Below are 22915 nucleotides of genomic sequence, written 5' to 3'. Positions count from 1 at the left end.
AGACAAAGATAACAACCGGGCTATGCGCTTGGCCTGCTGGCAGGAGAACTTTTTTAATGAACCGTTTTTGGCCCGGCAGGGGGCTGCGCAGGAGATTTTTTCTTGTGGGCATACTGGTAGGCATCGGCAAACGACTTACCCGTCTCAAGGTCAGCCAGTAACCGCGTCAGCGCGTCTGAGCCGGCCGTGGCCATCCACCGCGACACCTCACGGCCAGCGGTGAGGTAGGCCAGCATGACCCGGCTGTAGTCGCCGTAAAAAAAATCGCGCGTGGTCTCCAGTGACGATAGTTCTGGTACAAACTGCGGGGACAGTCCCGCCGGGCCATGAGCGCGGTAGTTCCACTGGGCGTCGTACTCCAGAAAACGCACGGCAGCACTGTTGGTGGCGGTGGTGAATCGGTAATCGACCATGAGCGCCAGGCCCTCGTTGAACCACTGCGGCACCTCTCGTTTGATGGTAAACCACCCCAGCCGGGCAAACAATTCGTCGTGGCAAAGTTCGTGGGCCATCACGTCGACGTTGTTACCATCGGGGCCTAGCACGAGGAACGAAGCTCCCCAGGGCATGCCGAGGCTGCACCCAGCCCCTTCGCCACCCGAACAGTACTGGGCATATTGCGCCTGCGTGGGGCAGTATATAAGCAACGCCCGCCCAGCCGATTTCCCCCAAAACTGGTTGATCCGGTCGCTGGCCTGATCGAAATGGGCCAGCAGTACCTCGCGCTGCCGGGGCGAGGCATCCTGACTGATGTAGAGGGTGCGGTTGGCCTCGGTCTGTGCTGTAAAGCCGGAAGCATACCGAATGGTGAGGCAGCGCCAGAGCGACGGGAACAGCAGCAGGGCTGCCAGCGGCAGGGCAATCAGGAGCGATAAAGACCACCGTAGCAAAACAGACCAACGCATGACGGGTTCAACAATGGACAGGGCTTTACGGTTTCAACCCTATGCCCACTATCCTACTCATCGGCGCGGGTCTCTCTGGCCTGACCGCCGCCCGCGAACTCACCCGCCAGGGCCATACTGTCACCGTGCTCGACAAAGGTCGGGGTGTGGGTGGTCGTCTGGCAACCCGCCGACTCGGCAACGGCCGTGCTGACCACGGCGCGCAGTATTTTTCGGCACAATCGCCGGACTTCCAAAGCCTTACGCAGAAAATGGCGCAGGCAGGTATTGTTCACGAATGGCACCTGGAGCAGTCAGACCCGGCGGACTTTAAGCACCCGCGCTGGGTTGGGTCGGAGGGTATGAACGGCATGGCCAAATACCTTGCCCGAGGTCTCGACGTGCGCACGGGTTGCACCGTAACGCGCATTACTACCAACGAAACGGGCTGGACAATTACGGCCAGCGAAGCCGATAATACCCTGACATTCAGCGCCGACGTGCTGATCATCACCATCCCCGCCCCGCAGGCGCTGGCCTTGTGCGCCGCGTCAGGTTTGGTGCTTACCGAGGCCGACAAAGCTGCCCTAATGGCTATTGAGTATGCCCCCTGCATGGCCGTCATGCTACAACTAGACCGGCCAAGCCAGCTACCAAAACCGGGTGGCCTGAAACAGACCGACGGCGATGATCAGCACAGCCCCGTTGCCTGGCTGGCCGACAACGAACAAAAAGGCATTTCGCCCAACCAAACCACCATTACCCTCCACGCCAGCCACGCGTTCAGTCAACAGCACCTCGACGACCCCGACCAGCAGGCCCTAATCCCCCTGCTCATCGCCGACGTTACACGGTACGTTCCCCAAGACGCTATCGTAGACCGCCAAATTCACCGCTGGCGCTACAGCAATGCCATCAAACGCCACCCTGACCCGTTCCTGGCCGCACAAGCCCACGCCCCCCTTCTCTTCGGCGGCGACGGCTTCGGCAACGGCAACGTGGAGGGGGCCTTTTTGTCGGGACTGGCGATGGGGAGGGAAAGCAATGTACAATGAACAATGTACAATGGCTTCGCAAGCGTATTTCGAGTGAGAAGCCGACCCGTCGGACCGCATTGTTCATTGTACATTATTCATTGTACATTATCCCTTCCCCCTACCTTTGCCCTTATGATTGAGATTGGACGGAAAAACCGGTTGACGGCCCTGCGGATGACCAGCGTGGGCATGTTTTTGGGCGATGAAGACGACAACGACATTTTGCTGCCTAATAAATACGTACCCGACACCCTCCGCGAAGGCGACGATATCGAGGTGTTCGTCTATACCGATTCGGAAGACCGACCCATTGCAACTACCCTTCAGCCTACCGTGATTCGTGACGAATTTGGTGCCCTGCAATGCGTGGCTACAGCGCCATTTGGGACTTTTATGGACTGGGGACTGGAAAAAGACTTGCTCGTTCCCCTCCAGGAGCAGGCAGAGCCAATGGTGGTAGGGCGCTGGTATGTAGTCTACTGCGGCTACGATTCGCAGTCGGGGCGGCTGATTGGGTCAACCAAGATCAACTCGCTGATTGACGACGATGCACCGGACGATCTGAAGGAAGGTGATGAAGTAATTGCGCAAATATATGAGCGTACCGACCTGGGCCTCAACGCCATCGTGAACAACGGATTTCGGGGTCTTTTCTACGCCAATGAACTCTTCAAGCCCCTCCGTAACGGCGATAAAGTGCGGGCCTACGTGAAGCGCATCCGCGACGATAAGCGCGTGGACTTAAGTCTGCAACCGGCGGGTTACGCCAAAGTGGAACCCAACGCCCAGGCCATTCTCGACAAGCTCAAAGCAGGCAACGGCTTTCTCCCCCTCACTGACAAATCGGACCCGCAGGTGATTTATCGGGCGCTAGCCATGAGTAAAAAGACCTTCAAACAGGCCGTAGGGGCACTTTACCGCGAACGCCGGATTGACCTGAAGGATGACGGGATCTATTTAATGAGTGAATGAGTGATTGGGCGTGCAGTCAGGTCCCCGACCTGACGGAAGCCGGGTCGGAATGCCGCATCAGCCCCGACCCGGTGTAGTGAAACTAGCAACCTTTATTCAAACGCCGGGTCAGGGGACCCTTGCCAGTCAGGTCGGGGATCTGACTGCACGGCACTACCACGCTTTCACATGATCGGCACGGACATATTTACGGCCAAGCGCTTTTTGGAGGCGGGAGACGTGGTGGGCATACCAACCGAAACGGTGTATGGCCTGGCCGCTAATGCCCTTGACTCCAACGCGGTGCTGACCATTTTCCGGGTGAAAAACCGACCCGCGTTTGACCCCCTTATTGTACATACCGATTCGCCCGAAAAAGTGCGCGGGCTGGTGCTGAATCTACCGCCACTGGCCGAAAAACTCGCCAGCGCCTTCTGGCCCGGTCCCCTTACGCTGCTGCTGCCGAAACAACCACACGTGCCCGATTTGACCACGTCGGGGTTGCCGCGCGTGGCGGTGCGGATACCCAATCACCCGCTGACGTTGAGTTTGCTGAAACAACTCGATTTTCCGCTGGCGGCACCCAGCGCCAATCCGTTTGGCTACATCAGTCCCACCACCGCCGGGCACGTGGCCGACCAACTTGGCAACCAGGTACCGTATATACTTGACGGCGGACCCTGCCAAATTGGGCTGGAATCGACGATTATTGGTTTTGATGAAGCCGAACAACCCACCGTGTTCCGGCTTGGTGGCATGGCCCTGGAGCAGATCGAAGCCGTGACGGGACCGTTGCCCGTGCGTGACCATTCCAGCTCGAATCCCGCCGCACCAGGTATGCTCAGCAGCCACTACGCCCCCCGCAAACCCGTCACGCTGCTGTTGCCGGACCAACTACCCACGCCCAGCAATCAGGCTGGCGCGCTCGTCTTCAGCAACTGGCTGCCGGGTATTCCCGCGTCTAGTCAATTGCGCCTGTCGCCTGCTGGTGATCTGGGTGAAGCAGCCAAAAACCTCTTCGCCTACCTGCGCCTGCTCGACACCATGCCCGTGTCGCACCTCTACGTACAACTCGCACCCAACCAGGGCCTTGGCCGCGCCATCAACGACCGCCTCCGGCGAGCAGCAGCCTAAACACAAAGAAGGTATCCACCAGAGGTAGATACCTTCAACGAGTACAACAAAACCACAGTTCGATGTGCACACAACCGGAGTTGGCGACACCACCTAAGCCTGTGGGTCTGCTGTTATATTTTGGTTCAAAGTTCAATGTCTAACGTTTAACGTTGCTTCGCGCTGTTACGCCGAACGCGAAGCAACGTTAAACGTTAGACATTGAACCTTGAACTTCCTCTACGCATCAATCAAGAACTCGTCGTGCTGACTGATGTCGAGGCCTTCTTTTTCGTCGGCTTCGGTTACGCGCAGGGGCAGGATCATGTCGGTTACTTTCAGGAGTAGCAACGACATGCCAAACGCAAAGGCCGATACCACTACCAGAGCAATCAGGTGTGTTGTGAACAAGCCCGTTTCGCCGAAGGCAAGGCCCTCTACCGTTACGGCCGAGTTAACGCCTTTGCTGGCGAAGATGCCCGTCATCAGCATACCCACCATACCACCAACACCGTGGCAGGGGAACACGTCGAGCGTATCATCAAGCGTTGATTTAGACCGCAGGTGAGCCACGTAGTTCGACACCATCGAGGCAATCGTACCCACGAAAATGGCTGTCGGCACCGTCACAAAACCAGCCGCCGGCGTAATAGCCACCAGGCCCACCACCGCACCAATACAGAAACCCAGTGCCGATACTTTCTTACCACGGGCGGCGTCGAACAGTACCCAGCCCAGACCCGCCGCAGCGGCTGCTGTGTTTGTCGTAGCAAAGGCCGTGGCCGCCAGTGGTGACGCACCTACTGCCGAACCAGCGTTGAAACCAAACCAACCGAACCACAGCAAACCCGTGCCCAACAGCACGTACGGAATGTTGGCAGGTGGCAAAATAGCGGCTTCTACGTGCGACTGACGACGTTTCAGGTACAAGGCACCCGCCAGGGCAGCCCAACCCGCCGACATGTGTACCACGGTGCCACCAGCAAAGTCAAGCACGCCCAGCTTGAAGAGGAAGCCACTTGGGTGCCAGGTCCAGTGCGCCAACGGAGCGTAGACGAACAAACTGAAGAGGATCATAAACAGTACGTACGACCGGAAATTGATCCGCTCGGCCATCGAGCCGGTGATAAGCGCGGGGGTGATTACAGCGAACTTCAACTGGAAGAATGCAAATACGGCCAGCGGAATAGTGGCTGCCAGCGACCAGGGCTTACCGTCGAGTACGCCCTTGAACATCAAGAACGTACGGGGATCGCCGATAATGCCACCGATTGAGTCACCGAAGGCCAAGCTGAAGCCAACCACCACCCACAAAATGCTGATAACACCCATGGCCACAAAGCTTTGCAGCATGGTAGAGATCACGTTTTTGTTGTTCACCATCCCGCCGTAGAAATAGGCAAGGCCGGGGGTCATCAACAGCACCAGGGCCGTGGCCATCAGCATCCAGGCGGTGTCGCCGGTGTTGATGCCTTCCGTCACAATTTGCGTGGGAACAGATGGACTAAGTACAGCCCAGACGCTGATCGCTAACAGAAGGAGCAGAGGAATTAGAGCAGGTTTTTGCATGACAGTATATTGGTTTTGTTGTAGAGGTTAAAATTTAAAGATCGCCGCCATACCCAGCGTGGCCTGACTCGTGGTGAGCTTGCCGTCGCCGTCGATGAACTTGTTTTTGCTGTAGGAGTCAACCCGGAATTCAGGTTTCAGCAATACGTGCCCACCACCTGTAGTGACATTGCCAGTGATGGTGATCGAACTCACCGACACACCGCTGCCATCTGCGGCAGTAAGCGCGCGGGCACCACCCGTATTATCGAAGACTTCGTAGCGGGCACCCAGACCGAATTTGTCTGACACAGCGTAGTTGGTGTATACCGCTACCCCGCCCCAACTCGTGGCCTTGTCGACATATGTACCCGTGGCGTACGCGTTAAGCTGCTGATAGCCACCGGTTTGCGAACCATAAGCAGCGTTCAGGCCCAGGAAAAATTTAGGCGTGATCTGGTAAGTCGTGGTCAGATCGAAGATAGAGTAGGTACCTGTGGTGTCGGTGCCGACATTCTTATCGGGCTTACTGCGCACGTTGGCTTCGTTGGAAATAGCGGTGTTCAAATAGACGTTCCAGCCGCTGACGGGGGCAAAAAACAGTTGGGCAATGAACCCCTTGGCGCGATTATTATCGAAGTTACGGTCGATGTTGTTAACCAGGCCGAGCATCAGATATGCCTTGTCGCTAAACGCATATTGCGCCTTCACACCGAGGTGATAGAAGGGACCGTTGTTGAAGAGGTTCGATAGCGAGTAGTTGTAGTTGACCGGCGCGTCGATGACCTCATAGCCAATGTGCGTACCAAACTGACCAGCCGTAAAGCTCAGTTTCGGGGTGGCTTTCAGGGTCAGATACGCCTGCTTAATGGCCAGGGCCGTGGAGGTAGCGGCACCTGTATTCAACGATATCGTGTTACCATAGTTGCCCAGGTCGGCGTTGTTACCGAAAGCCAGGTCCATTACCGCGTCGACCTTCTCAGACGTGTATGATGCTTTGGCCTGCACAATACCCAGCTGAAACTGCCCGGCCCGCTGATCGAACGCCCGTGCTGCGCCGAAGACACCAGTATTGAGTCGGTCTTGTGGGTTGTTGAAGTTGCCGAAATAATAAAAGTCGAGGTAGCCCGAAAAGGTAAATTTACCCGTGTCTTCGCCTTCCTTGGGGGCAACAGTAGCCACGGCAGCAACAGTTTTAGCCTTGGCAACGTCGGTGGTATCACCAGCCTGAGCGGCGAAAGCGGCACTTACTGAAAATGCAAGTAAAAGTTGTTTTTTCATCCTTTTTGTTTTGTCTGTCTCGACCTTAGTTGTAGTAATGAATTGCACAAATTTTACCCATCAAAATATTCTTTGCAACTTTTCTCCTGTGTAAACGGGCACATATCAAGTCAAAAAACGAATATTCATAGAAAATTTACATAATATTTTGGTAAATGAATAAGAATAGGCTGATTTTTCAAACGTTTGTATTGTTTTGTCATATCGCAAAAATACCAAATATTATTTGGTTGACGTTTTCTTTATATCTAATAGTTTTTTAATGCTATTTCTACAGTCATGACACAAAAAAACCTGCATAGGCAGGTTCTTTTACTTAGTCAACAATAACTAGTTTAGGCTACTTTACATTGAATTCCTTCCATAGACCGAAGGGCATTCAGCAATGTGTTGGCTGGCGATACGCGTAACGTGCGCGACTGTAGGTTTATGGCAATCCCATCGGTGGGGTCTACTACTTTCATAGACAGGCTACAGGTGCCGGGATGTGCTTTCAGCAGTTCGTTCACCTGCGCCACCAGTGATTCACTCAGGCAGGCAAGGTCGAGCGTGATGAGGAGTTCCTTGCACAGTTTCTCCCGGATCTCGCTCAGGTAACGGATACTGACCGGCTTGAACTCGAGTTGGTCCGAGTTCCATCGGTTTTGGGTTTTGCCCGTCACGTGCAAAAACAGGCCTACTTCCACATACTGCGCCATGCGGGCGTAGTCGTCACCGAAGAGGGTCATTTCCATCGACCCCTGGTAATCTTCCAATTTAAAGATCATGAAGGGGTTGCCGTTCTTGGCAATCCGCGTCTGCACCGCCGATACGATGCCGCCAATACGCAGATCGGGCGCGTTGGTTTCGTAGACTTTGTCGAGTGTACAGTTACAGAACCCTTCCAGCTCCACCTGAAACTCGTCGAGCGGGTGGCCGGTGATGTAAAAGCCTACCACGTCCTTTTCGTACTTGAGCTTCTCGATCTGATTCCAGGGCGTGACCACGGCGGGTTTTGGGCGCGGCATGGCCACGTCGTTGCCCGCGCCACCGCCAAAGAGCGACTGTTGCGAGGCAGCCTTCTCAGCATGGTGGGTGTTGGCGTAGCGAATGATCTTTTCAATAAACGTGGCATTGTCGCCCGGCACGATTTCGAAATACTGCGCCCGGTGGATGTCGGGGTCCAGGGCGTCGAACCCACCGGCGTAGGCCAGCGATTCAATGGTTTTCTTGTTCACCGTCCGCAGGTTCACGCGGGTGATAAAGTCGTAGATGTCCTGGAAGGGGCCGTTTTCGGTCCGTTCAGCAATGATGTTTTCTACCGCTGCGTCGCCAGAACCTTTGATGGCCCCCAGCCCAAACCGTATCTCGCCTTTCTTGTTTACGCCAAACACCCGCTCCGATTCATTCACGTCGGGACCAAGTACCGGAATGTTGATGTTCTTACATTCTTCCAGGAAGAAGGTAATTTTCTCGATGTTGCCCAGGCAGCTGGTCAACACCGCCGCCATGTATTCGGCCTTGTAATGGGCTTTGAGCCAGGCCGTTTGGTAAGCTACGAAGGCATAGCAGGTGGAGTGCGATTTGTTGAAGGCATAAGCGGCGAAGGCCTCCCAGTCGGTCCAGACTTTGGCGCAGGCTTTGGCGGGTAGTTTGTTGGCGGCGCACCCGTCCATAAACTTACCCTTCATCTTATCCAGCGTGGCGCGGTCTTTCTTACCCATCGCCTTCCGCAGCACGTCGGCATCGCCTTTGGTAAAGTTGCCGAGCTTCTGCGACAGCAGCATCAACTGCTCCTGATACACCGTGATGCCGTAGGTATCAGACAGATACTCCTCCATTTCCGGCAAATCGTAGGTCACGTCTTCGCGCCCGTGTTTCCGGTTGATGAAGTTGGGAATGTACTGGATCGGGCCGGGGCGGTAGAGGGCGTTCATGGCAATGAGGTCCTCAAACCGGTCGGGCTTCAGGTCCTTCATGTACTTCTTCATGCCGTCGGATTCAAACTGGAAAATGGCGTTTGTCTCCCCCCGCTGAAACAGCTTGTACGGTTCGGGGTCGTCGAGCGGAATATCGTCGATCTCGATCTCGCGCCCGTGATTTTGTTTGATCAGCCGCAGGCATTCTTTGATGATGGTGAGGTTGCGCAACCCCAGAAAGTCCATCTTAATCACCCCTGCATCTTCAATCACCTTACCCTCATACTGCGTGATAATCAGGTTGGTATCTTTCGAGGTCGACACCGGCACGATGTCCGAGAGATCACTTGGCGCAATGATGATGCCTGCCGCGTGAACGCCTGTGTTACGCACCGTGCCCTCCAGCCGCCGCGCCTGTTGCAGTACGTTCTGCACCTTCTCGGTGTCGATCAGCTTCATGATCCGACCCGTGTTCTGATCGCCCGATTCCAGCGCCCGCATCTTCCGCACGTTTTCGACTTCGTCGGGCGAGATGATGTTGCTTAGGCCCCCCGGCCCGTCAATCGGATCTTCAAAAATCCGTTTCAGGGTCATGTTGTAGGTCGGCTTGTCGGGCACGAGCTTGGCCAGGGCGTTGGCGTCGTTGAGGGGCAAATCCATCACCCGCGACACGTCTTTGATGGCCGATTTCGCCGCCATCGTACCATACGTCACAATAGCCGCTACCTGCTGCTTGCCGTACTTATCAACCACGTAATCGATCACCTTCTGCCGACCTTCATCGTCAAAATCAGTGTCGATATCGGGCATGGATTTCCGGTCGGGGTTGAGGAACCGCTCGAACAGTAGGTTGTATTTAATGGGGTCGATGTTGGTGATACCGATGCAGTACGCCACCGCGCTCCCCGCCGCCGAACCCCGGCCCGGACCAACCATCACGCCAATGTCTCGCCCCGCCTGAATGAAGTCGGCCACGATGAGGAAGTAGCCAGCAAAGCCCATCGTACGGATGGTAAACAGCTCAAAGTCAAGTCGTTCCTGCACCTCCTGCGAAATATCGACGTAGCGTTTTTTGGCTCCTTCGTAGGTCAGGTGCTTGAGGTACTCCCACTGATTCATCACGTCGTCGGCGTGCTGCTGAAACTCCTTCGGGATGGGGAAGTTGGGCAGCATGATGTCGCGCTTCAGCTTCAGCGTCTCCACCTTGCCCACAATCTCGTTGGTGTTGTCGATGGCTTCGGGCAGGTCGTGGAAGAGCGTGGTCATCTCCTGCGTGTTCTTGAAATAGAACTGGTCGGAGAAGAAGGCGAAGCGCGTGTTTTTGGGCATGGCCTCGTCGTCGCTGAACTCCTTCATGCTGGGCGTACTCTGCTTCTCGCCGGTGTTCACGCACAGCAGAATATCGTGGGCCACCCAATCGTCCTGATCCACATAGTGCGAATCGTTGGAGGCGATAATCTTCACGTTGTACTTCCGGGCGAACTTCACCAGCACCTGATTGGCCTTGATCTGATCGGGAATCTCGTGGCGTTGCAGTTCTACGTAATAGTCTTCACCAAACCGGTCGAGCCACCACTTGAATTCGATCTCACCGGCTTCTTCGCCCTTCTTCAAAATCGTCTTGGGCACCATGGCCCCGATGCAGCAGGTGGAGGCAATCAGCCCTTCCTTATACTGCTCGATCATGGCTTTAGTGATGCGGGGGTATTTGCCGTAAAGCCCCTCCATGTAGCCCAATGAGCACAATTTGGCCAGGTTCTTATACCCCTGCGCATTTTTGGCCAGTAGCAGCTGATGGTACCGTACGTCTTTTTTCTCCTTCGTAAACTGCTTGATCGTGTGGTCTTCGACCACATAAAATTCACAGCCCACAATGGGTTTGATGCCCTGCTTGGCGGCTTCGGCCACAAACTCAAACACGCCAAACATATTGCCGTGGTCGGTGATGGCCACGGCGGGCATATTATCGGCTTTCGCCTTCTTAATGAGCTTCTTAATATCAGCCTGCCCGTCGAGCAGGGAGTACTGGGTGTGGCAATGGAGGTGGGAGAACTGCATAGGGTACTGGTTTATATCTCAGGCTGTCCACCATCGGCCAGCGCGTACTGGGTGTGGCAATGGAGGTGGGAGAACTGCATAGGGTAAGCGGATTTACCTGTAAATTTGATGAAAAACCGCGCATTCTGATGGCCTATTCCAATTTTACGCTGGCAAAAGTGTACCGCCAATTTCAGCTCAAAGAGCGCCGCGAACGCTTATTCCCTGATGTTGAATCGGTTACCCTCAGTAGCTGGCTTACGCACTCTTTAGAAATCGCCAATCAGTCGGTCATGCTAACTGAAAAAGCTAAGTCAGAGCGGATTGTGTCTCCTATTCTCTTCGAGGCTAAGGAACGTCATGCCAATACATTCGAGATCTACTCCGGCTATAATCTTAACGTTGATGCTGATAATGATCTGAATGGTGAATGTGACTTCCTCATCAGTTTTCATCCGTCATACGTTGTTCAGGCCCCCATTTTTTCATTGGTCGAAGCTAAGAATGATAACATCGAATTGGGTTTAGGCCAATGTGTTGCCCAAATGCTGGGTGCTAGGTTATTTAACATAAAAGAAGACCATCCAATACCAATTATTTATGGCTGTGTAACCACAGGTGAAGACTGGCAATTTCTGACATTAGAAGATCAAATTGTAACTATTGATACAAAGCGTTATTATTTGAATCAACCAGGTACATTATTGGGTATTTTCGACTGGATTGTTGAGCGAATGCGGCAATACTAGGTTCAATCCTACTTATTATAAGTGATACTGTATTGAGTATGTCAAGTAGTTGGGAAAGCAGCATCTAAAATATCTTGCGCCTCTCGCAAGTTTTCAAGCGTGGCATCCATTTTTATCAAGCCATCGGAATCCTTGACACGATAATCTTCCAGGCGGGCTACAGTCATGTATTTTCCGTTACCCATCCGTTTTGGGCGCAAGTCTGTAGGGCTACTATGGGGAGCATTCGCCACTATTGCCTGAAACGCCTCCTCGCGAACCGCTGATCTGTCTGTCTGCTCATCAACCATAATTTTAAAGCACAACTCTCCTTCTTCTAATTGCAAGTAGGGAGAGAAGCCTCTACCATCTAATTGTTTGAAGTACCACCAATACCCAACAAAACCACCCGCAGGGTTGGCTACGTACCCCCAGTTGGCTCCATCATCCTCTGACGAGTTGCCTAACGCGGAATGTTGATCGTACAGAACCGTGAAGAAACCAACCCAGTCGTGGTATTCCCATTTGTCAGTTGGTTTGGTTGAAAAATGTTTTATAAGCGCGTCGATTTCAGTTAGGTGGACAAGAAAGTCATCATAAATCGCATTGACTACGCCATGCCGTTTTCCTTTTTGAAGCACAGCCAGAAAATCATTGCGTAAGTATGTTTTGTATATACCAATTGTGTCAAACTTGGACTGGTAACCCGTTTTAAAATAGAGCGGGATCATTTGATCTTTCTGATAACCAGCTTCTTCAACTACTTTAAGATACCGCTCTAATTGTCCTGAATGATTACTGGTATGCGTTTTATCCTCGACCAAAATAGCCATTTTATCAGGGGAATTTTTATTTATTTTGATTAAAATATCTAATTTTTGAAACTGTGGCACTATATCAACTGACTCAATGTCATTGATTTCAAAATCAGCTTTTACTTTTCTTACCATCGAAACAATAAACTCTTGCCCCGCTTGATGTAGCGCTTGATCTGCGTTCCTGTAGCTAGGGTCAGCCCATTCGGCGAGCCAGCAGATGAAGGCATCTTGTGAGAGTTCGCTTGTGGCGTAGGCGAAGAGATTTGGGCGGTCTTGGTTGGTTGTCATTGTCAATTTGTGTGATAGAATTTTCAGACAAAGGCGAAAGGCAGCGATAACTCCCCTTACTGCCCCATCGGGGCAACATAGCGCAGCGTGAGTAGCATAGAAGTCACCCCCAATACGAACCAAGTCCTGTTAGGGACGCGACAATACCAGGCGTTCCCAAACCGACGCTACGCTATTTCGTCCCTAACGGGACTTGGTACGTGGTGGGGTGGCGATCTAGGCTACCAACGCTGCGCTGTGTTGCCCCGATGGGGCAGGGATGGGAGTTACAACTACTTTATACCCTTGGTGATCTAGCTACGAATACGTTCCAGCCCTTAATCAATCGCCACACAATAAACTCCGAAACCACTGGCCGGAGGCTTTGATGATGCGGTGCTGGGTGCGGTGGTCTACGTACACAAGGCCGAAACGGGGACGGTAGCCCTCGGCCCACTCGAAATTGTCGAGCAGCGTCCAGACAAAATAACCAGCTAGGGGAATGCCCTCGGCCTGGGCCTGGCGGACCTGTTGCAGACACTGCACGTGGTAGGCAGCACGCTGGGTATCAATTACTTGCCCCTGTTCTACCCGGTCATAAAACGCCGAGCCACTTTCGGCGATAAAGAGCTGATGATCACCAGGATACTGGCTAAACTGCCGCACAATACGCAGTAAACTCTGCTCATGCACCTCCCAGCCCATTTCGGTAATGACCGGCACCTGACGGCGGTTGGGTGACACTTCTTTGGCCCACAGGTACGGCACCAGCATGGAATATTCGGCCACTACGGGAAAATAATGCTGCAGCCCAATCAGGTCGAAATTAAACGCCAGTTGTTCCATATCGCCGGGGCGGATGAAGCGCTTCATAGACGAGAGAAACGACAACTCGGCGGTGGGGTAGCCTAGGCCCAGGGTGGGTTCTACAAAGAGGCGGTTGAGCAGGGCATCGGCGCGGCGGGCGGCCTGTTGGTCGCGCTTGGAGGCGGGATTCATCGGCTCGACAGGAGAGCACGAAAAGGTAGTGCCCACCACCGCACCCGGCACCAGGCTGCGTACCACCCGCCCGCCCTCGGCCTGCGCCAGCGCGGCATGGTGAATCACCGCCGGAATAGCCCGAAAGTTTCGCCGACCGGGAGCATGCATCCCCACCAGGTAGCCCAGCAACGTAAAGGCCGAGGGTTCGTTGAGCACCAGCCAGTGCTTCACTTTGTGCCCAAAGGCTTTCACCACCACGGCTACGTACTCGGCAAACCAGGTCACTATTTCGCGGTTCATCCAGCCGCCGCGATCTTCCAGTGCCTGGGGTAAATCCCAGTGAAAGAGTGTCACCCAGGGCGTTTGCCCCTGCCGGAGGCATTCGTCGATAAGGCGGTCGTAGTAGGCCAGCCCCGCTTCGTTCACGCGCCCTGCTCCCTGCGGCAATATGCGCGACCAGGCAATGGAAAACCGGAAGGCGTTGAACCCCATTTGTCCGTTCAGGGCTAGGTCGGTGGGGTAGCGATGGTAGAAATCGCAGGCCATCGTCGCGTTTTCGCCGGTTTTGATAGCTCCTTTCTTTTGGGTGAACGTGTCCCAGACCGATGGCCCCCGCCCGTGAGAAATGGTGGCTCCTTCGATCTGAAACGCGGCGGTAGCCGTACCCCAGACAAAGTCAGGCCCGAAGTCGGTGCGGCGCAGGATGGTCCTTGTCAAAAAAAGCTGCGTTTAGATCAAGGATGCAAATTGGCAGATGAGCCTGAATACAAGGCTGTTTCGCTTGTTACGAAAGTGTTAAGCCCTGCCCCGATGCGGAGTTACATTTTCGTAAAATAGGGAGATATTGCTTCCTGAAAAGCCTGTGATTATCAGTGACTTTTCGGTGCTACCTAGCCTCTGTCGTTCTATGCCCTATTTTTTACTCCATACCAATTCCCTGATGGCCCTCAGCCTGGCCCTCGTGGTGGGCAACATGTGGCTCTTTGTGCTGAATGCGCCCAGCCGAAGCCTGAGCCGCCGGTGGTTGTTGATCTTCTACTTTTTCCAGTTCATCTGGCAAACCAGCGAGATTTTTCACTACGCCGTTCACCCGACCTATATCGGTAGCCTACCCTACAAAATATTGCTCTCCTGCTGGACGTTTCCGGCCCTGGCGCTTGTCGAGATTTCGTTTATTCAGTTCAACTACCTCTTTCTCGACGACACCTTTTCCAAAGAGCGACGCGTAGTGCGGGTGATTTCGTTTGGGCTTGGGGCTGTACTTTGCCTGTTTACAGTCTGGAATGAGTTTTTCAATAACAGCAATATCGATCAGCTTAACACCGCCGGGTTTCTCTATGGCTCCCTTACCAACGTATGGGCCTTGACCGTTTGTGCCCGGAAAGCGTTTCGGCTACGACACCAGGATGCAGAGACCGCCAGAGGCCTTCGCTGGATGGTAGCCGTCAACGGTGTGTTCGTATTTATGTGCCTCGTAGTGCTGGCGGTTGGTTTCTATTCAACCGTGGGCTATTGGATGTACTCTACGCTGCTCTGGTCGGGCAACCTGGCCGAAATCTTTGTGTACCTCAACTTCTCGGCTATCCCTACCAGCCTTAAAATCAAGCAGATAGGCTTTGCACAAATCATTGTGGCCACCATCCTGCTCACGGTTATGCTGGTATTTTGCCCCCCTATAGACATCCTGAATCTGCCCGCCCGGCTGCTACAGCAAGACAGCCTGCTGAAACTTTCGTTGCTTATCATCGGCACGGCAGCGGTTAATTTTCTCCTGCTACCCCGCCTCATCCACGCCACCCTTACCCAGCCCGTATTACGGTTGCTCGACGGGGTGCAGCGCATCAACGCCGGAGACTTAAATGTTCAGGTTGTACAGACCACCCAGGACGAGGTTGGCATACTCACCCAGCAGTTCAACCAAATGACCTGTTCGCTACACGACGCCCGCGCCGAACTGACCCGCTACGCCCAAACGCTGGAAGAACAAGTAGTCGACCGTACCGCTGAACTTCTGGCCGACAAGGCTCGCATTGAAGAACAGGCGGCGCAGCTACAGACGGTGATGCGCGAACTGCACCACCGGGTGAAAAATAACCTCGCCATCGTGTCGGGGTTGTTGAGCCTTCAACTGAACCGGCTGGAAGACAAACAGGCCATCAAGGCGTTTCAGGAAGGGCAGCGCCGTATCGACGCCATCGCCCTTATTCACCAGCGACTCTACCAGTCGGAGGAGCTAACGAGCATCAACATGGGTAAGTTTGTAGAAGAGCTAACGGCCAGCACCATGCAAGCCTATGGCTATTCCTCGAAATCGCTGGATCTCCACATCACCAGCAACGTCGATGTACTCGACATTGACACCGCCGTTCCTATTAGTCTCATTATCAACGAGTTTCTTACGAACTGTTTTAAATACGCCATCCCGCACGTGCCAAAACCGAGTCTGACGATTTCGCTGATGAAGGAGGCCGGTGGACTAATGCTACAACTGGCCGACAATGGGCCGGGTATTGACCTTGACCTCTGGCATCAGCCCACATCGTCGTTTGGCAAGCGACTGATCAAGGGCCTCAGTGAGCAGCTCGGTGGAACGCTTACCGTAGAAAACGCTCGTCCCGAACTAGTCAGGGTATCGGCCACTGCAACGCGGATGGAGACAATCCAGCCAAGTAACCTGGTTGCTGACCACTCGCGGGGAACCCTGTTTCGGCTCCATATTCCTGAGTTGACGGCCCTCGTTTAGCCCACAACTACCTGTATATATATTGTTCTATTTTTGGCCTTTCTCCCAACGCCCATGCTCGCTGCTGCCGACGCCGATATTATTCTGGCCAGATACCCCCTCACCCTCACAACCGAAACGGTACCCTTCGATAAAGCGCTGGGCCGTATTTTGGCCGAAACCATCGTGGCCGACCGCGACTTTCCGCCCTTCGACCGGGTAGCCATGGACGGTATTGCTATTAACTACGATGCCCTGGCCGACGGAAAAACGGCGTTTACGATACTGGGTACGCAACGGGCGGGCGAACCAGCACAACCCCTCCCCGACCCTGTAGCCTGCCTGGAAGTGATGACCGGGGCCATCTTGCCCCCTGGTGCCGACACCGTAATCCGGTACGAAGACCTTTCTATTGTAGACGGCACAGCCACGCTGACGGCCCACGACGAGGTGCAACGCGGCCTGAACGTGCACCCGCAAGGCACCGACCGCCGACCCCTCGACGTGCTGCTGTCGGCGGGGGTACAGTTGCGGCCGGTCGATCTGGCGGTCGTGGCATCTGTGGGGCAAACGAGCGTCTCGGTGCGGCGGCGACCACGGGTGGCGGTCATCTCAACCGGCGACGAGCTGGTAGACATACACCAGACACCCCTACCCCATCAGATCAGGCAGTCGAACGCATATCTGTTGCAGGCCGCCCTCCGCGATCTGGGCATCGACGCGGGTGTGTACCTGTTTGTCGACGACATTACGACCATCACCACGGGCATTTCCACCCTGCTGAGTACTCACGACGTACTTATCAGCACAGGTGGCGTGTCGGCGGGCAAGGCCGATTTTGTACCCGATATCCTGAGCGGTCTGGGCATCCATCGTCATTTCCATAAGATCGAACAGCGGCCCGGTAGGCCAATGTGGTTTGGCAGCAGCGCGGGCAACGAACGAGTGGTGTTTGCCCTGCCCGGCAATCCCGTTTCTACCACCATGTGCTTCTACCGCTATGTGAGGCCCTATTTGCAGCGTGCCATGGGTGGCCCCGCCGATCCGCCGCTGTTTGTACAACTGGCCGGGCCGGTCACGTTCAAACCTGAACTGACGTACTTCATCCCCGCCCGGATCGAAGATTCGCCAAACGGCCAACTGCTAGCTTACCCCCTCCCCGGCAGCGGCTCGGCTGACTTCACAAACCTCACCGCCGCCGACGCTTTTGTTGAACTCCCCCCCCATGAAAGCCTATTCCCCACAGGCACCGTGGCGCAGGCGTGGAGCATAGGGTGAAGTTTAGTGGTAAGTGATAAACGGTAAGTGATAAGTGTAAACTCACCGCTCACCGTTTATCACTTACCACCACCGATAACACCCCACCCCCTTTCTGCGTTATACCTTGAGTAGATAGTTCACACACTCAACGCACTTCGTGAAACGCTTTTTCCTGACAACCGGCCTTGTCATACTTGCCATCGTGCTACTGGTGGTTGGTTTTGCTACGCTTGTGGTCACCACGTCCTGGGGTCAACGCTTTGTTACACAGCAGGTTAACAGCTACCTTGGCAAAAAAATAAAGGCCCCGTTTCGCATTGGCAGCATCCGGTATCGGATCCCCGACTGGATCGAGATGGACGATGTTTTCTTCAAAACACCCCAAGGCGACACCCTGCTAAGTGGTCGCCATATGCGGGTAGATCTAGACATGCTGGCCTTATTGCAGAGTAAAGTGAGCCTCAACGATGTGCAATTAGAAGGGGTTAAATTGCACGTTACCAGGAAATTGGCCCAGCCAGGCGACACAACTGCCCCCTTCAACTTTCAATATATTGTCGACGCGTTCAACCCCGTCGATTCGCTGGCTCCCAAGCCCGTAGCCGAACCCGCCACCGACACCACGGCCTCGCCGTTAGCCATTAGCCTATCGGGGGCTAGTATGCGCAAGGTGCTGATCCGCTACGAAGACGACATGGCCGGGGCAGACGTAAATGCCTATGTAGACAGCCTACGAGTGAATTTTCAGGATGTCGACGTGGCTAAATCGCGCTACCTCATCCGCGACCTCACCGCCGACGGGCTGAACGTAAAAAGCCGCATCTACGAAGGCATTCCTTCGCCCCCATCAGCGGCGTCGGAACCAGGCGATACGCTGACGCTGGGCCTGGGTAAATGGGCGCTGACGCGGGCGCTCTGGAACGTGCGCGTGGAAACTGCCGACTTTGCCACCACCGGAAAAGTGGGTAAGCTGGCTATGGAGAGCGACCATTTTTACCTCACCGGCGAAAACGTAGGCATTCAGTCATTACAGCTATTAAATTCGGAAGTATCGGCTACGTTATTGCGTCCACAGCGTCCCAAGGCCCTTGCGCGGTCGCCAGAAGCACGAGTGGCCATCGCCAAAACAGGTCCGGCATCGACTGCTCCGCCTGTCAAAACGGGGCCGCAGCAACCCGCTGGCTGGGTGGCTCGGTTGGGGCGGGTGCAGTTTGCCAACAACCGTATTCAGTTCGACGATCAGACGGCACCCCGGCAACCACGCGGGCTGGACTATGGCCACCTCGACCTAAAAGGGCTGGGCATAGAAGGACGTAATCTGCTCTACAGCCCGAACCTGATTTCGGGGCAATTGCGGCGCGGACGGTTCAGCGACAAGTCGGGGTTTGTGTTGCAACACGTCGACGTCGATGCGCAGTACGGGGCCAAGCAAACGCTACTCTCGAACCTGTTTATCCGCACGGGTGCGCCGGGGCAGCCGGGGTCACTCTTGCGCGACCGGCTCGAAATCAGGTATGATTCTATCGGGCAGTTGTCGCGTGCTACCGAGGGCCGAAACCTGAACCGGGTGAAGGTGTACCTGAACCTCCGCCAAAGTCAGCTGGCCTTTGCCGACGTCATTCAGCTGGCCCCGTTTCTGGCCACTACGCCCCCGCTGGCGGGTAATGCCCGCGAGTTGGTACGGGCTAACCTGCAACTGCGCGGCACGCTGGCCGACTTGCGCATTCCCATAGCCGATTTTACCATGCTGGGTGGCACCGTGCTAAAAATGAATGGGCGCTTTACCAATGTCACCACGCCCAACCGACTAGGCCTGGATATAAATCTGATCGATGCCCGTACCACCCGCGCCGATTTGAAAAAGCTGGCTCCCAAAGGCACCCTGCCCGACTCGCTGGCTCTGGCCCCAAACCTGAAGCTGACCGGACGCGTTCGCGGTAGGCTCGACGCGCTCACTGCCGATGCTAAACTGGCCACCAACTGGGGCAACGCCACCTTCGACGGTACGTTGCGCAATTTTTATACGGGCAAAAACCAGGCGTACGAAGGCCGGGCGTCGCTGACAAAGTTCGAGGCGGGCAAGTGGCTCATGAACCCCAAACAGTTTGGCACGATCACGGCACGAGCGGGCTTCAACGGGCGCGGGCTGGACACGAAAACCCTGTCGACTAATTTCCGGGCGGTGGTCGACGAGGCGGGGTTGAACGGCTATTCGTACAAAAACGCCGATGTTAACGGTACGCTCACCAACGGTATCCTGACCGTGAAAGGCGGTATCAACGACCCCAACGTGCGCCTGGCACTGGACACCCGCGTGGGCCTGAAAACGGCTTTCCCCAGTATAACCGGGGCCATAAACATTACCGAACTGAACCTCGACAAGCTGAAACTCTACGCTGATCCACTGTCTATTAAAGGAGCTATTCAGCTAAACATGACCTCGACGGACCCCAGACGGCCTGAAGGCACCGTGAACGCGCAAAACGCCGTGGTGTCGCTGAAGGGCAAAACCTACCCCATCGACACGCTGTACCTGAAAGCCGGGACGGTGAATCCCGACCGGAAAACGCTGTTGGTGGGTCTACCCTTCGGGCAGTTAGGGTTGAGCGGACAGTTTGAATACACCCGCCTCTACGACATCATCGCCTCAGAGTTTGGGCGGTATTTCAAGATTCCGGGCTTGGTCTACAAACCCATTCAGCCACCCTACAGCTTCTACATCACGGGCAACGTGCGGCAGCACCCGCTGTTGCAGGCGTTTGTGCCCGCCCTGCGCAAACTAGACCCCGTGTCGCTCAATGCTTACATCGACAATACCCGCGACACTACTTTGGCCATGACCGTGAAAACGGGCCTTATCGACTACGACACTATCGTGGTAAAGGGGTCGTCATTGGGGTTGCTTGCCTACAATAATCAGCTGGCAGTGGCGGGGCAGCTCAATTCGTTGCAGACCAACTCCCTTAAATTCTATACGACTCAGCTTACCGGTAGTGCCGCCAACAACCGGTTTTCATTTGGGCTAATCAGCAAAGATTCGCTCAATAAAGACCGGCATGGGCTGGCTGGGCTGGTGTCTTTGGCGGGCAACGATTACCGCTTGCAAATAGGTCAGCGCGGCCTGCTGACCAACTACCGCACCTGGACCTCCGACAGCACGGGCTACCTGCAATATGGCGATGCCGGGGTGATTGCCAAGGGCTTTCTGCTGAGTCAGGGTAAACAGACGCTTAGCCTCAACAGCACTACCCCAACTCCCAATGCGCCCCTGCGCGTGGAAGCCCGCAACCTGAACCTACGCGACCTGGCGGCGGTGGCCAACCAGGATACAGCCCTGGCGGCGGGTACGCTCAACAGCAATGTGGTCGTGAGCAACTACCTCTCGAAGCCGGGCGGCGAACCCCTTAGTTTCACCGGCGATCTGACCGTAGACAGCCTGCGGGTAATGGACAAACCCATTGGTAACATAAACGGCAAATTCGCCAACGCATCTAATGGACGTATTTCGGTGGATGTCAGCCTGTTAAGTCGCGACAATGACGCCCGGCTATCGGGCTATTATAACCCCAACAACCCCAAAGACGCCCTCGATTTTTTGCTGAAGCTAAACCGGCTCGATGCCCGCACCATCGAGGCATTCAGCTTTGGCGAACTGCGCCGGGCAAAGGGAACGCTGCACGGTGAAGCCGATATTCTGGGCAGTACTACCTCACCCCAACTCAACGGCGGCATCTCGCTTGACTCCGTGGCCTTCAACGTGAAGCAGCTAAACGCCACCTACCGTATTGACCAGGAGCGCATCCGGTTGTCGGGGCAGACCATCACGTTTACCGATTTCAACCTGCGCGACACCCTGGGCCGTGCCCTGAACATCGACGGACGCGTGGTGCTAAGCAACATCCCCGACGTGTCGTACGATATGCGGATGCGGGCGCAGAATTTTCTGGCCCTGAACGCCGCCCGCAAAGACAACGGTTTTTTGTACGGGCAGGCGTCGGTGTCGGCCAACCTGCACATTGTGGGCAAAGGCGGCTCACCGTCGGTAGATGGCAACGTGCGGCTGGAAGATGGCTCCAAAGTGACCACGGTGCTCCCCAGCGACGAGGCCAGCCTGAACGATGCCCGCCAGACGGTGACGTTTATTAACCACAAAGACACCCTGGCCCTGGCCAAATACCTGCGCCCCCGCAAAGACACCGTGGCTGCGCCCCTCCAGTTCGACCAGCTTAATAACTCCAACATTAACTTGACGCTGGAGGCCGACGAGAAGTCGGAGATCACCATTATTGTGGACGAGCTGAACGGCGACAACCTGCGGGCGCGGGGCAATGCGCGGCTGGCCGTAAACGTGTCGCCCAGCGGCGAGTTGTCCGTTCTGGGGCGCTACGAGGTCACGGAGGGCCGTTATTCGCTCACCTACCAGGTGTTGCAACGGGAATTTACCCTGCAAAAAGGCGGCTACATCAACTTCACCGGCGACCCCCTCAAGGCCGACCTGAACCTGACGGCCATCTACCAGACCCGCACCACATCCGATGCCCTGATTTCGAGCGAAACGTCGGGCAGTACCCAGCCGCTGGCTAAGATTCAGGTGCCCTACAACGTGGCCCTGACGCTGAGCGGTAACCTGGCGGCACCCACCATTGGCTTCGACATTATTGCCCCCTCAGAAACCATCAGCCGCCTCGGTCAGGTAGGCGACGACGTGAGCCGCAAGCTCGATGCCCTCCGCGCCAACCCCAACGATATGAACAAGCAGGTGTTTGGTTTGCTCATCCTGGGCAACTTCATTGCCGAATCGTCGACTAATTCCGGCTCTGGCTTCAACGTGGGGGCCACGGCTACCGACCTGGCCCGAAGTAGCGTGAGCAAGATCATTTCGCAGCAGTTGCAGCAGTTCGCGTCGGGCCTGATTAAGGGAGTCGATCTGGACGTAAACCTCAATTCGCAGGCGGGCGAGGCCCAGACGGGTAGCGCCACCGGTAGCCGCACCGACCTGAACATTGGCCTCTCGCGCAGCTTTTTGCAGGGACGACTCACGGTGGCCGTAGGCAAGAATTTTCTGGTGCAAGGCTCTGAAGACATCAAGCAGGCTCAGAACAACAGCGCCGTGTTCGACAACCTGTCGCTCAACTACAATATCACCCGCGACGGTCGCTATGCACTCCGGGCCTACCGCCGGTCCAACAGTGACCGCACCATCCTGGAGGGCTTCGTGATCGAAACCGGCGTGGGCTTCGTCATCACCGTCGATTTCAACACCCTGGCCGACCTGGTGCGGCGGAGGAAGGAGGAGAAAGAAAATGTACAATGAATAATGTACAATGTACAATGGCGGTCCCGCGTCTGGGCTGACGCTCGCGTATCCCCAGACGCGGGACCACCATTGT

The 22915-nt window shown here is 55.2% G+C and carries 13 protein-coding genes; 7 read left to right on the top strand and 6 right to left on the bottom strand.

What is annotated here, in order from left to right:
• Window positions 1-53: 53 nt before the first annotated feature.
• Window positions 54-905, bottom strand: coding sequence for a hypothetical protein (locus tag J2I48_RS00620; RefSeq protein WP_207333443.1), 852 nt, complete (start codon window positions 903-905; stop codon window positions 54-56).
• A gap of 41 nt (window positions 906-946) precedes the next feature.
• Here J2I48_RS00620 and J2I48_RS00615 point away from each other — a divergent pair, with 41 nt between their 5' ends.
• From J2I48_RS00615 to J2I48_RS00605, 3 genes are all read left to right on the top strand, one after another.
• Window positions 947-1939: an NAD(P)/FAD-dependent oxidoreductase gene (locus J2I48_RS00615; protein ID WP_207333442.1), complete on the top strand. Its 993-nt coding sequence runs from the start codon at window positions 947-949 to the stop codon at window positions 1937-1939.
• A gap of 114 nt (window positions 1940-2053) precedes the next feature.
• A complete protein-coding gene (locus tag J2I48_RS00610) occupies window positions 2054-2893 on the top strand; it encodes a CvfB family protein (RefSeq protein WP_207333441.1) in 840 nt (279 codons plus the stop codon).
• Window positions 2894-3061: 168 nt separating this feature from the next.
• Window positions 3062-4006, top strand: coding sequence for an L-threonylcarbamoyladenylate synthase (locus tag J2I48_RS00605; protein ID WP_207333440.1), 945 nt, complete (start codon window positions 3062-3064; stop codon window positions 4004-4006).
• Between the two features lie 219 nt (window positions 4007-4225).
• Here J2I48_RS00605 and J2I48_RS00600 read toward each other — a convergent pair whose 3' ends face one another.
• The 3 genes from J2I48_RS00600 to dnaE all read right to left on the bottom strand — a co-directional run bounded on the left by J2I48_RS00600 (window position 4226) and on the right by dnaE (window position 10770).
• The gene (locus tag J2I48_RS00600) at window positions 4226-5554 is read right to left on the bottom strand and encodes an ammonium transporter (protein WP_207333439.1); all 1329 of its coding nucleotides are present in this window, start codon (window positions 5552-5554) and stop codon (window positions 4226-4228) included.
• A gap of 27 nt (window positions 5555-5581) precedes the next feature.
• Complete coding sequence (locus J2I48_RS00595; protein ID WP_207333438.1) at window positions 5582-6814, bottom strand: porin; 1233 nt, start codon at window positions 6812-6814, stop codon at window positions 5582-5584.
• 335 nt (window positions 6815-7149) lie between these two features.
• On the bottom strand, window positions 7150-10770 hold the full coding sequence (gene dnaE / locus J2I48_RS00590) for a DNA polymerase III subunit alpha (RefSeq protein ID WP_207333437.1): 3621 nt from the start codon (window positions 10768-10770) through the stop codon (window positions 7150-7152).
• Window positions 10771-10898: 128 nt separating this feature from the next.
• On the opposite strand from dnaE, the gene J2I48_RS00585 reads away from it, so the two are divergent.
• Window positions 10899-11498: a hypothetical protein gene (locus J2I48_RS00585; protein WP_207333436.1), complete on the top strand. Its 600-nt coding sequence runs from the start codon at window positions 10899-10901 to the stop codon at window positions 11496-11498.
• A 41-nt stretch (window positions 11499-11539) separates the two neighbouring features.
• Here J2I48_RS00585 and J2I48_RS00580 read toward each other — a convergent pair whose 3' ends face one another.
• Window positions 11540-12583 carry a PD-(D/E)XK nuclease family protein gene (locus J2I48_RS00580; protein WP_207333435.1) on the bottom strand — a complete coding sequence of 348 codons (1044 nt, stop codon included), beginning with the start codon at window positions 12581-12583 and terminating at the stop codon, window positions 11540-11542.
• Between the two features lie 321 nt (window positions 12584-12904).
• Window positions 12905-14260, bottom strand: a complete 1356-nt coding sequence (locus tag J2I48_RS00575; RefSeq protein ID WP_207333434.1) for a GH1 family beta-glucosidase — start codon at window positions 14258-14260, stop codon at window positions 12905-12907.
• Between the two features lie 190 nt (window positions 14261-14450).
• Here J2I48_RS00575 and J2I48_RS00570 point away from each other — a divergent pair, with 190 nt between their 5' ends.
• The 3 genes from J2I48_RS00570 to J2I48_RS00560 all read left to right on the top strand — a co-directional run bounded on the left by J2I48_RS00570 (window position 14451) and on the right by J2I48_RS00560 (window position 22839).
• The gene (locus J2I48_RS00570) at window positions 14451-16286 is read left to right on the top strand and encodes a sensor histidine kinase (RefSeq protein ID WP_207333433.1); all 1836 of its coding nucleotides are present in this window, start codon (window positions 14451-14453) and stop codon (window positions 16284-16286) included.
• Between the two features lie 54 nt (window positions 16287-16340).
• Window positions 16341-17543 (top strand): molybdopterin molybdotransferase MoeA, encoded by a 1203-nt coding sequence (locus J2I48_RS00565; protein WP_207333432.1) that lies wholly within the window; start codon window positions 16341-16343, stop codon window positions 17541-17543.
• A gap of 139 nt (window positions 17544-17682) precedes the next feature.
• Window positions 17683-22839, top strand: a complete 5157-nt coding sequence (locus J2I48_RS00560; protein ID WP_207333431.1) for a translocation/assembly module TamB domain-containing protein — start codon at window positions 17683-17685, stop codon at window positions 22837-22839.
• Window positions 22840-22915 lie beyond the last annotated feature (76 nt).

Origin of the sequence: Fibrella aquatilis (assembly GCF_017353255.1) — a bacterium.
Taxonomy (GTDB): Bacteria; Bacteroidota; Bacteroidia; order Cytophagales; family Spirosomataceae; genus Fibrella; species Fibrella aquatilis.
The sequence above is the reverse complement of the archived record's forward strand: the minus strand, read 5'-3'. Positions and strand labels throughout refer to the sequence as shown.

Coding starts and splice junctions, on each gene's coding strand:
- J2I48_RS00620 (WP_207333443.1), bottom strand. CDS start 905: ATGCGTTGGTCTGTTTTGCTACGGTGGTCTTTATCGCTCCTGATTGCC.
- J2I48_RS00615 (WP_207333442.1), top strand. CDS start 947: ATGCCCACTATCCTACTCATCGGCGCGGGTCTCTCTGGCCTGACCGCC.
- J2I48_RS00610 (WP_207333441.1), top strand. CDS start 2,054: ATGATTGAGATTGGACGGAAAAACCGGTTGACGGCCCTGCGGATGACC.
- J2I48_RS00605 (WP_207333440.1), top strand. CDS start 3,062: ATGATCGGCACGGACATATTTACGGCCAAGCGCTTTTTGGAGGCGGGA.
- J2I48_RS00600 (WP_207333439.1), bottom strand. CDS start 5,554: ATGCAAAAACCTGCTCTAATTCCTCTGCTCCTTCTGTTAGCGATCAGC.
- J2I48_RS00595 (WP_207333438.1), bottom strand. CDS start 6,814: ATGAAAAAACAACTTTTACTTGCATTTTCAGTAAGTGCCGCTTTCGCC.
- dnaE (WP_207333437.1), bottom strand. CDS start 10,770: ATGCAGTTCTCCCACCTCCATTGCCACACCCAGTACTCCCTGCTCGAC.
- J2I48_RS00585 (WP_207333436.1), top strand. CDS start 10,899: ATGGCCTATTCCAATTTTACGCTGGCAAAAGTGTACCGCCAATTTCAG.
- J2I48_RS00580 (WP_207333435.1), bottom strand. CDS start 12,583: ATGACAACCAACCAAGACCGCCCAAATCTCTTCGCCTACGCCACAAGC.
- J2I48_RS00570 (WP_207333433.1), top strand. CDS start 14,451: ATGCCCTATTTTTTACTCCATACCAATTCCCTGATGGCCCTCAGCCTG.
- J2I48_RS00565 (WP_207333432.1), top strand. CDS start 16,341: ATGCTCGCTGCTGCCGACGCCGATATTATTCTGGCCAGATACCCCCTC.